Source organism: Massilia sp. DJPM01, assembly GCF_030348125.1.
Taxonomy (GTDB): domain Bacteria; phylum Pseudomonadota; class Gammaproteobacteria; order Burkholderiales; family Burkholderiaceae_D; genus Telluria_A; species Telluria_A frigida.
Genome location: NZ_JAQOZV010000101.1, coordinates 1 through 10,399, shown reverse-complemented (window position 1 = coordinate 10,399; position 10,399 = coordinate 1). Strand labels below are relative to the sequence as shown.

Genomic DNA, 10,399 nt, shown 5'->3' with positions numbered 1-10,399 from the left:
GCCGCTTCCGGTGCCAGCTGGCTCCAAATTGTCCCCCGTGTTCATGACCTGGCCAGTTCCTTTTTGTCGCCAACCGCTGACCGGGCCATCGCGCATACGCGCTTTACTTGGCTTTGACTACACCCGGCCAGCCTTGCCGTTTCCGCGATGCTCTTGCCGCCTTCACGCAGGGCCACGATGCGAGCATGGGTGCTGGTATCGGACTTGCGGCCAGCGTACCGGCCCGAAGCCTTGGCAAGCTCGATGCCTTGGCGCTGGCGTTCCCGTCTGTCCTCGTAATCGTCGCGGGCCATTTGCAGGGCCAGCTTCAAAAGCATGTCCTGCACGGATTCCAAGACGATGCGGGGCACGCCTTGCGCTTCGGCCGCCAGTTCGCCCAGGTCGATGATGCCGGGCACCGACAACCGCGCGCCCTTGGCCCGGATCGAGGCCACGAGCTTTTCCGCGTCGGCCAGGGGGAGGCGGCTTATGCGGTCGATCTTCTCGGCCACCACGATTTCATCGGGTTGTAGATCGTGGATCATGCGCAGCAGCTCGGGGCGGTCGGCGCGTGCGCCCGAGGCCTTTTCCCGGTAAATGCCGGCGATGTAGTACCCGGCCGCCCTGGCGGCCTGTGCAATGCATTCCTGGCGTGCCAAGTCCTGCGCTTCCGTGCTGACTCGCATGTAGATGCGTGCCACCTTCATAGGCGTGGCCGAGCTGGCCGCTTTCTTTCTTGTCGTCATATTCATGCCTTGTCGCCCTTGGGCCATTCGACAGTAACGGGCTGCGGCCTGCCTGCCGGCAGCTCGGAGGACAGCAACTCGTCATCCGGTATCAGTAAATACATGCCGCCCCATCGGCCGGGCCGCATGCTGGGCGGGCGCGCCTCTATCGAGGCCAGCCAGGTCGTGACGCGGGCCAGGGCGTCATCGTGAGCGGTAGCGGCCGCTAGCTGCTTGTCCTCGATGCCGGAGACAGGGGGGAACGCCCGCCGCCCCAACTCCTGACCATCCGCCAGAAGACGCAGCAGCCACCCGCCGCCTAGCGCGGCCGGCTGCGGAGTGAGTTCGTAGCCATAAGTTTCGATGCGTGTCACCATGTCGGCTCCTTTGGGTATAGCCATCTTGGCCTAGCGTAGCAGACCCGGCCAATAACTCAAAGGCCAATCTAATTTGGCTAGGCTATTTTTGACCACCCAAATTGACCAGTCAGCATGAAAAATGCTTGTGTTTTGGTGCTTTAGATATACAATGGTATCAATGATATGGTCACAAAGGATAAATACCAAATGGCAAACGTAAACGTAAGAAACCTGCCTGATGAAGTGCATCGGGCCATCCGAATCCAAGCCGCCCAGCATGGCCGTAGTACCGAGGCTGAAATCCGCTGTATCTTGGAACGGGCCGCGAAGCCCGAGGGCCGCGTAAAACTTGGTTCGTTCCTAGCATCCATCGCCCGCGAAGCTGGCGGCATGACCGATGAAGAACACGCCCTGTTTGAAAGCGGGCGCAACAAGTCCCCAGCTCGTGCAGCGAGCTTCGAATGATTCTGCTCGACACCAACGTTATTTCGGAGCCGCAGCGGCAGGCACCCAATGCCCGCGTGATTGATTGGATCGACGCGCAGGCGCTGGAATCGCTCTACCTGTCAGCTATCACGGTTGCCGAGCTGCGCGCGGGTATCGCGCTGATGCCGGCCGGAAAGCGCCGGGATGCCCTGCATGAGAACTTGGAAAAGCGTCTGCTGCCGATGTTCGCAAATCGCGTGCTGTCGTTCGATATGGCTTGCACGAAAGCTTATGCCGAGCTGCTGGCCAAATCCCGCGCTGCTGGCTTGGCCATCGAAACGGCCGACGCCTTCATTGCGGCCGTCGCCCTTGCCAACAGCTTCAGCGTTGCCACACGCGACACCAGCCCTTTCGAGGCGGCCGGGTTGGCCGTCATCAATCCGTGGGAGGTGGCGCAGTGACCACGGCCCAAGAGAAACACACCGCATGGCTGGCCGCAGAAATTCAGGCCGCCATCGACGATCCACGACCGAGCATCCCGCATGGAAAAGTCATGGCCGGGATGTGTGCCCAGCTTGCCCGCTTGAAAGAGCGGCAGGGCGACAGAACACACGGCGCAGAACGCGCCGTGACGACGTGGTGACAAACGGATCTCGCCGGCGAGATCTGCTTGTCACCAATACCAACCCCGGCGCGCTAACGCCGGTTTTTTAGGAGTGGCGAAGATGAATGAAGATCAACACTTGGGTACATCACTCGATGCGGTAGAGGCGCCAGTGAGCAGGTTTTTCGAGCAGATGGAACCGAAGGTGAAGAAGGGCAGGGCGTGGACGTTCCACCGCTTGAGCGCCGCTTGCGACACCCCGGACGCGGAGCGTGTGCAGGCCGTGCTTTACCCCGACGACGGCCACGGCTTCGCCTTGTATGTCCGTCAGGGGCAGACCTTGCGCGCCATCACTCACGAAGGCCGCCCGGTGCGCTTTCGGACGTTTGAAAAGGCTCTCACGACGCTGGCCGACGTGCCGCACCTCGATCCGGAAATCATCGTGGATTCGTCCAACTGGTGCGAGGAATCCGGCCCGCACTGACGCGGGCAAAAGAAAAGCCCAACACCGCGCTAACAGTGTTGGGCTGGGTGCGGCCCCGGAGTGGCGAAACTCATTTAGGGCCGCTGACCATCACCAAAACAGGCAAATGACCATGACCAATATTACCAAAGATGGCCCAGGACAGACAGCGTTAAACAGCGAGGCAGGCCACTTTGATGAAGTGGCCTTCCGCGACCAATTGATTGCGATGGGCCTGCCTGCCGAGGACGCCAGCGTTGTCGCCGTCAAAACAGCGAACGCCCGTCGCGATGCCTTGAGCGCGAACGAATACCGCTTGAACCTGATCGCTTCCGGCGTAAGTGAGAACAAGGCCAAGCAGTTCGCCAAAACGGCGGCCCGCTTCTTGGCAACGCCCGACCCAAATACGGAGCCAGAGCCGAAACGCGCGGATGGTTTCCAGCCCTTGGGGAGCATCCTGGGTGCCGGCGTGATGCCCGGTGTGAAACCGGGCGCTGCGCCGGCTTCCTCTATCCACTCACGCACCGACGAAATCAGGGCGAAGCGCCGCAAACTTATCGAGGCGCAGGCCCGGCCAGGGGAGACATTCGACCAGGCCGAGCGGCGTTTTTTGCATGAGAACGACCGTCCGGCCGCCGCGTCCAGTAGTGGGCAAAACCCGGCCTCAAGCGGCACGCTGCGCAAGCCGCCCGAGGGCGATGAACAAGCGGATTTTTTTGTGACGCCCTTCTACGACATGGGCGGCCGCGATAGTCGCCACATCATGGATGTGGCCGTGTTCCGGCTGGGAAAAAAGGACAAGCGAGCGGGTGAACTGATCCGATACGAGCTATCGGACGGCTTTGTTGAGGTCTCAGCAGGCGCCTACGGCATGGCGAGCGTGTGGGACTATGACATTGTGCTGATGATGGTTTCGCACCTCACAGAAGCCATGAATCGCTACCGCGACGGTAAGGGTGAGAAGCCGGGGCGCACGTTCAGGCCGCACGTCTCCGACATCCTGAAGTTTGCGCGCCGGGGCGATGGCTCTCGGCAGGTTGAAGAAGTGGCAGCGGCCCTAGACAGGCTCAAGGGAACCACGATTAAGACCGAGCGCGCTGGCAGCAAAGATCAAAAAACGGGGGCGGTCGGGTTAATCAACGACTACACAATCTTGTCAAAAACAGACACCGGGCGTATTTCCTCAGTCGAGATAGAAGCCCCGAAGTGGATTCATAAGCAGATCGTCGAAGGCAAGCAGCCGGACGTGCTGACCGTACACCCTGATTATTTTTTGATCACGCTGGGCATCGGCCGGTTCGTTTATCGTCTTGCGCGGCGTGCTGCTGGTAAAAGGGGGTGTAAGCCGGAACCCCAGATTTTTCTGTTCCGAGTCAGCGCAGGACCTGTCATGCAAACGACCGGTTAAGTGATAATCAGAAAACGAGAAGTTTTGCTGCTAAGAGTTGTCACATAAGCCGTAACTTATTCAAAGTTGCATAAATCTGACTAGTTTTAGCTTTGGTGACGGAATTTTCTGGGGTTCCGGCTTACACCTCCTGAAAGAGTACGACGGCATCGTCACGGCCCTGAAAAAGGCCCATGCGGAAGGGGATGAAAGCGCGCAGCGCCTGCGCGGCGAACAGCTCGAACGGTTTGATAGCAACGACATGGACGAGCTGCGCAACGCGCAGGCTGGCGGCTGGAACGCCTACCAGCAACTCAAGGACAACCTGGTCGCCCGCGGCATCCCTGCAACGCAAATCCGGTTTATCCAGGAAGCGAATAACGACGCTCAAAAGCAAGCCCTGTTCGACGCGGTCAACGACGGCACGGTGCGGGTCCTGATCGGTTCCACCCCGCGCATGGGTGCCGGCACGAACGTCCAGCAACGCATCGTGGCCATTCACCATGCCGATGTGACCTGGAAGCCGTCCGACATCGAGCAGCGCGAAGGACGCGGCATTCGCCAGGGCAACCTGCTGCTGGCTAAGTATGGCATCGACAAGTTCGAGCTGGAAATCCTGGCCTACGCCACCGAGCGCACCATCGACGCAAAAATGTGGTCGCTCAATGCATCCAAGCTCAAGACCATCAACGCGATTCGTAAGTACGACGGCGCATTCTCCATGGATTTCGAGGACGAGGACTCGGTCAGCATGGCCGAGCTCGCTGCACTGGCGTCGGGCGACCCGCTGCTGCTCGAACGGGTCAAACTGATGTCGGAAATTGACAAACTGGAACTGCTCAAACGCCAGCACGCGCGCAAGAAATGGGGCATCACCGGCCAGATCGAGGATGCCGAGGACGCGATCGCGCGCCTGCCCGGGCGCAAACTGCTTGCCGAGGCGGATTTCGCCGCAATCAAGGCCGGGGTCGCCGCGATGGAGGCGGATGCGTCCGCGCGCAGTGTCAGCGTGGAAGGAGAGCATTTCAGCGACGGATCGCGCGCGCGCGGCGCCGTGCTGGCGGCCGTCAAGGACCAGCAAGGCGGCAGTGAGAAGAAAAAAGTGTCGATCAACGTCGGCGGGCGCCGCCTGTCCTCGCTCGATGGCGCCCTGGCGGCCGTCGGCTCGGCCATGGGCGACCAGCAGACGTTCCTGATGCAGGTCGAGGGCAAGGACATGATCGCGCGCACTGACGCGGCGCGTGCGATCGCCGAGCTGGCGACGGACGTGTCGGCTGGCCTGGCGAAGGGCGACGCCAAGACGATCGATATCGGGCGCTTCCGCGGCTTGCAGCTGCAGGCGACGATGGAAAGCGGCAAAGACGGCTACTGGACCTCGCTGGCGGTGCTGCGCACCGATGGCTCGACCCTGGCCACCGGTGACACGAAGTGGCGCGACAACGCCGAGTATTCCACTTCCGCCATGCGTACTGCCGTGGAAGATCTGGAAAAGGCCGTGGATCTGGATGGCCTGGCAAAGGCGATCGGCAGCTACCAGTGCCGCTACGACGCCGCCGTGGCCGCGCTGCCGGGGCTGCGCGAACGCAAGGGCGGACCATTCGCCCAGCAGGGCGAGCTGGCCGAGAAGAACGGGCGTCTAAAAGTCGTGATCCGCGAGCTGTCGAGCGGGCCCGCCACGCCGGCGCGCAATATCGCGCTGCGCATGACCCCCCTGCAGCGCGCCGATGGCGGGTACCTGCGCCAGGCGCCCGACAAGCTGATGTTTAGCCGCGCGCGGATCGACACCGACAACCCGCTGGTGGACATTTTTTCGCAGATTGCCAGCGACGACGCCGCTTTCCGCCTGCCGGACAGCAAGGCCAAGACCCTTGCCGGCGTCCTGGGGGACATGGCGCCGGGCATGCGCGTCGATGAAGACATGGAAGCGCCCGACGGCGACGGCCCCAGCGCGGCTGCGGACCGGGTGTGGATGATCGATGCCGGCGGCGGCCAGGCCGGCCGCGCCTTTGTCTTCCGGGATACGAAACGCAAGCATGTCTGGCTCGATATCTCGAACTGGAAGGAAGGCCGCTCCGGATCGGCCGTCTACCAGGCGGTGGCCACGCTCGCCCACAACACGGGTTATACGTTTATCGGCGACCCGGCCGGGCTGTCCGACAAGGCGCTGTATCGCCGCACCGAGCACATGATCTCGTCGGCGCTGCGCCATGGCACCACGAAACACCTGGCGCCGCACGCGCGCCAGGTCGAGGCGACGCAGACGGCCGGTGGCGCCGATGTGCGCCCGGTCGCCTGGCGTGAAGGCGACGATGCCCACAACTTGCAGGAAATGCTTGTTTCATCCTACACTAACATCCTGCACTTTTTCCCCGAGATCGCCGATGTCACCTACAACTTTGCCCGCGCCCGCTTCGAGCGCGCACCCGTTCGGGCACCTGCCGGGGCACTTCGAGCTGACCAATCCGATGTCGGAAAATGGTCTGATGAAGATGGGCTGGGACCGGCCGACAGTGGAAGCGTTGTCGAACGAGGATTTGAGCGCGCTGATGAAAGGGTACGGCACATCGGGCGAGTGGATGCAGTTCCTTTCACAAACGCGGATTTTAGAACTGCTGCAGAATCGGTTCGCCGAGCCTATGACCTATTCTTTCCTTCCAGTGGAGGAGCGTATACGCCTCCGATTGGGGTGTCTGATATTAAGAGAGCGGTTCTTACCCAGTCAGTTCTACAAGAGGCTGGACGAGACGGAGGGCGAGAAGTTCTGGATCACGTTTCAGAGCGGCTCCTACAACGTGTAAGCCCCCAGCTCGCCCGTCTGCTCTATAGCCGTGACGCACAATACTTACACGGCGATGGCCTTCCTTCCCTGCCAACACTTCCCGCTGGCGCCGATGCCGGCACCGCCGCACCACTCGAACTAGGCGGCGCTGACTTTCTGCGCGCCATGAAGGCAACGGAACAGCTTAACCGCGAGCTGGCGAAATCCGGCATGGCGCCCGTACGCGCGCTGCGCACCGCTCCCAACGCCCAGTTCGCCTTGGCACGCCAGGTTGGCAAGGTACTGGGCATCGAGGTCAATTTCGTCAGCAAGAACGCGGAGTTCGACGGCGTGGCCTACAACGGCGTAGCGTACCTGACCGAAGGCATGCGCAACGCCGAGCTGGCGATCGCGGGCCACGAAACGCTGCACGCACTCGAACAGTCGAATCCCGAACTGGGCGCCAAGCTGCGCACGCAGATCCGCGCGTACCTGAAAGACGGGGTGGTGGAAAACCGCCAGGCGCGCGAATACGCGGCAAACGGGTCCCAGGATGTCACCGAGGATCAGGCCGAGGCTGAAGTCATCGCCGATATCAACGGCGGCATGTGGATGGACCCGGTGTTCTGGTCCGACCTGGCCAAGGCCGACCGCTCGCTGTTCCGCAGCGTCGCCTATAAATTCATGGAAGTGGCGGCCAAGCTGATCAAGATCCTGCGCGGCTCGCGCTTCGACGTGGCCGCGCTGGTGCGCGACGTCGACGCCGTGCGTGCCATCATGGTCGCGACCTGGGCGGAAAACAATGCCACGCGCGACGCCGTGGTACCTGGCGCCACGCCGGCGTTCCAAGCGTGGTTCGAGGACAGCCAGATTGTCGATCCTGCCGACCCGCCCATCGCATTTAGCCGCACCAGCCTGAGCGACGCCCTGGCCAGCGCCGCCAACAGCATTGCCGAGGTGCATCTGCCGACGAACTATCTGGTGGGCGACCTGTTCAACAGCACCGGCAAATTGAGCTGGTGGCACAAGTCGATTGGCACAATGGACAATCTGGCGAAGCGGCAGCCACCTTTCGCCGCGGTCTACGGCGCGGTACAGCGCTTCCTGGGCGACGTTTCGCGCAATGCGGTGGTGGCGGCCGACCTGGCGCCAACCCTGCTGCCGAAGCTGGAGAACGTGGCCGATATCGTCGGCAAGAATCGCAAAAGGGCGCTGACGGCTGCCGATACCAAGGCGATCGGCGCGCCCATCTTCGAGGGGACGCTGACCTGGGCGCGCGACGCGAACGGCAAACCGGTCAAGATTGACAAGCTTGAAAAGCAGGCCGCGGGCATGTCCACGGACGAGAAGGCGCGTGTGCTGCTGCAAAAAGGCATCATCGACGACCAGCAGGACCGCGCCTGGCAGCACAACCCGCACGACGTCTACGATTCAATCATCGACAGCCGCTTCGCTGCCACCCAGCTGCGCGCTGGTGTGGTGTGGTCCGATGCGGAGCTGGGCGCCATGTTCAACCTGTCGGCCGACCAGATCGCGCTGTACCGTCAGTTCCGCGCGGCGCTCGACAAAAGCCTGACGAACCTGACAATCAGCGAAATGGTCAAGCTGGGCGGCAAGGACGCCAAGGGCATGCTGGAGCAAGCCGTCGCGGCGCCGGATCTGCCGGCAGCTGCCGCCCTGCTGCGCGACCATTTTATCGCCCTGGCGAAGCTGGACCCGGAAAAGGCGGACATGCACCTCGACACGGCCAGGCAGATCATGAACCTGTCCGACAAGGGCAAAGACCTGATGGACCGCGGCTACGCGCCGCTGTCGCGCTTTGGCAAGCACACCGTGTACGTGCAGCAGGGCGAGGAACAGGTATATTTCGGCATGTTCGAGACGCAATACGAGGCGTCGAAGATGGCGCGCGAGATGCGCGCCGGGCATCCGGACGCGCAAGTATCGCAGGGTACCGTGTCGGCCAACGCCTATAAGCTGTTCGCCGGCGTCTCGCCGGAGACGATCGAGCTGTTCGGTTCGATGGTCGGGCTCGACAGCCAAGCCAGCGCCGCCAGTACCGAGGTGTACCAGACCTATCTAAAACTGGCGAAAAATAACCGCAGCTCGATGAAGCGCATGATCCAGCGCAAGGGCATCGCGGGCTTTTCGGAGGATGCCGGCCGGGTGCTCGCCGGCTTCATCTACAGCAACGCTCGCCTGACCGCCGGCAATGCGCACCTGGGCGAGATTGACGAGGCCGTCACCGAGATCCCAAAGCAGCAGGGCGAATTGATCGACGCGGCCATGCAGCTGCGCGAGCATATCCGCAATCCGGAAGCGGGGGCGCCGCTCGGGGGCCTGATGTTCGCCCAGTTCCTGGGCGGCTCGGTGGCGTCCGCCATGGTCAACCTTACCCAGCCCTTCACCATGACCCTGCCCTACCTGAGCCAGTTCGGGGGCTTGTCGAAGGCGGGCGCGCGCTTGGCGGCCGCCATGAGGGACGCGGCCAAGGATGTGACCGGCGACGCCCAGCTCGACGTCGCGATGCAGTGGGCGGCCGAGGAAGGGATCGTCGCGCCCCAAGAAGTGCATTACCTGCAGGCGCAAGCGTCGGGCAAGGGCGCACTGCGCGCTGGCGACGGCACCAGGGCGGGCAACACCCGGGCCCACCTGAACAATGCCATGGCCAAGGTCGCGCTGGGCTGGGGCAAGCTATTTGCCATGGCGGAGCTGACCAACCGCCGCATTACCTTCATTGCGGCCTACCGGACTGCGGTGGACGAGGGGATGGCAGACCCTGCCAGGGTCGCGCAGGACGCGGTAGCGCAAACGCAGGGCACCTATAATTCGGGCAACAAGCCGAAATGGGCGCGCGGCGCGGCCGGCTCGCTGCTGATGACGTTCAAGCAGTATTCGATCGGCTACCTGGAACTGCTGTCGCGCATGGCATTCGCCGGCGCGCCGGGCTCAACGGAGCGCGCGGCCGGGCGCCGCGCGGCGCTGTACATGCTGGCCGTGCTGATGCTGATGGGCGGCGCCGATGGCTTGCCGTTCGAGCAGGATCTGGAAGACGCCGTTGACGGCATCCTGCAGCGCCTGGGCTACAATTTTTCCAGCAAGCGCTCGAAGCAGGCGTTCCTGACCGACACGCTTGGCCAGGGCGGCGCGGACTTCGTCCTCAAGGGCGTATCGAGCATGCCAGGCATGCCGATCGATGTCGCTGGCCGCTTCGGCATGGGTAACCTGATTCCAGGAACCGGACTGCTGACGAAGAAGGATTCGTACGCGCGCGACCTGGGCGAATTGGCCGGGCCCGCAGGCGACATCGCCAAGCGGGCATTTACGGGGTCCGGCAAGCTGCTGGGCGGCGATCTGTCCGGCGCCGCGCTCGACATCACGCCGGCCGCCGTGCGCAATGTCGCAAAAGGCGCCGACATGATGACCTCCGGTGCCTATCGCGACCCCCGCGGCTACAACGTCAATGACACCAGCAACGCCGAGGCGCTGATGAAGATGATCGGCTTCCAGCCGAACAGCACCGCGGACATCCAGGACGCCAAGGGCCAGGCCCTGAATATGGTAGGCCAAAACCGCATGCGCTCGATGGAAATCGCCGAACACTGGGCGCAGGGCCTGGCCGCCGGCGACATGGCGATGGTTGGCGAGGCGCGCGCGTGGCGCGACGACTGGAACGAAAAAAATCCGACCACCCCGAT

The 10,399-nt window shown here is 62.8% G+C and carries 8 protein-coding genes; 6 read left to right on the top strand and 2 right to left on the bottom strand.

From position 1 onward, the window contains the following. Window positions 1-41: 41 nt before the first annotated feature. Together PO883_RS33045 and PO883_RS33040 are read right to left on the bottom strand one after the other, a co-directional pair. Window positions 42-725 carry a recombinase family protein gene (locus PO883_RS33045; protein WP_289313563.1) on the bottom strand — a complete coding sequence of 228 codons (684 nt, stop codon included), beginning with the start codon at window positions 723-725 and terminating at the stop codon, window positions 42-44. A 2-nt stretch (window positions 726-727) separates the two neighbouring features. After that, window positions 728-1,081, bottom strand: a complete 354-nt coding sequence (locus PO883_RS33040; protein WP_289313562.1) for a hypothetical protein — start codon at window positions 1,079-1,081, stop codon at window positions 728-730. A gap of 189 nt (window positions 1,082-1,270) precedes the next feature. Between PO883_RS33040 and PO883_RS33035 the strand changes: the two genes are divergently transcribed. From PO883_RS33035 to PO883_RS33010, 6 genes are all read left to right on the top strand, one after another. Then, a complete protein-coding gene (locus PO883_RS33035; RefSeq protein ID WP_289313561.1) occupies window positions 1,271-1,528 on the top strand; it encodes an Arc family DNA-binding protein in 258 nt (85 codons plus the stop codon). After that, window positions 1,525-1,950 (top strand): type II toxin-antitoxin system VapC family toxin, encoded by a 426-nt coding sequence (locus PO883_RS33030; RefSeq protein WP_289313560.1) that lies wholly within the window; start codon window positions 1,525-1,527, stop codon window positions 1,948-1,950. Before PO883_RS33035 ends, PO883_RS33030 begins: the two co-directional genes overlap by 4 nt. Then, window positions 1,947-2,132 (top strand): hypothetical protein, encoded by a 186-nt coding sequence (locus tag PO883_RS33025; RefSeq protein WP_289313559.1) that lies wholly within the window; start codon window positions 1,947-1,949, stop codon window positions 2,130-2,132. The genes PO883_RS33030 and PO883_RS33025 overlap by 4 nt, the downstream gene beginning before the upstream one ends. An 82-nt stretch (window positions 2,133-2,214) precedes the next feature. Next, complete coding sequence (locus PO883_RS33020) at window positions 2,215-2,577, top strand: hypothetical protein (protein WP_289313558.1); 363 nt, start codon at window positions 2,215-2,217, stop codon at window positions 2,575-2,577. Between the two features lie 112 nt (window positions 2,578-2,689). Next, a complete protein-coding gene (locus PO883_RS33015; protein WP_289313557.1) occupies window positions 2,690-3,964 on the top strand; it encodes a replication initiator protein A in 1,275 nt (424 codons plus the stop codon). 241 nt (window positions 3,965-4,205) lie between these two features. Further along, window positions 4,206-10,399 (top strand): PLxRFG domain-containing protein (locus PO883_RS33010; RefSeq protein ID WP_289313556.1); only part of this gene is annotated, 6,194 nt, incomplete at its 3' end.

Bases quoted from the DNA above. Each gene is read 5' to 3' on its own strand.
- PO883_RS33040 (WP_289313562.1), bottom strand. From the start codon at position 1,081: ATGGTGACACGCATCGAAACTTATGGCTACGAACTCACTCCGCAGCCG.
- PO883_RS33015 (WP_289313557.1), top strand. From the start codon at position 2,690: ATGACCAATATTACCAAAGATGGCCCAGGACAGACAGCGTTAAACAGC.
- PO883_RS33030 (WP_289313560.1), top strand. From the start codon at position 1,525: ATGATTCTGCTCGACACCAACGTTATTTCGGAGCCGCAGCGGCAGGCA.
- PO883_RS33035 (WP_289313561.1), top strand. From the start codon at position 1,271: ATGGCAAACGTAAACGTAAGAAACCTGCCTGATGAAGTGCATCGGGCC.
- PO883_RS33020 (WP_289313558.1), top strand. From the start codon at position 2,215: ATGAATGAAGATCAACACTTGGGTACATCACTCGATGCGGTAGAGGCG.
- PO883_RS33045 (WP_289313563.1), bottom strand. From the start codon at position 725: ATGACGACAAGAAAGAAAGCGGCCAGCTCGGCCACGCCTATGAAGGTG.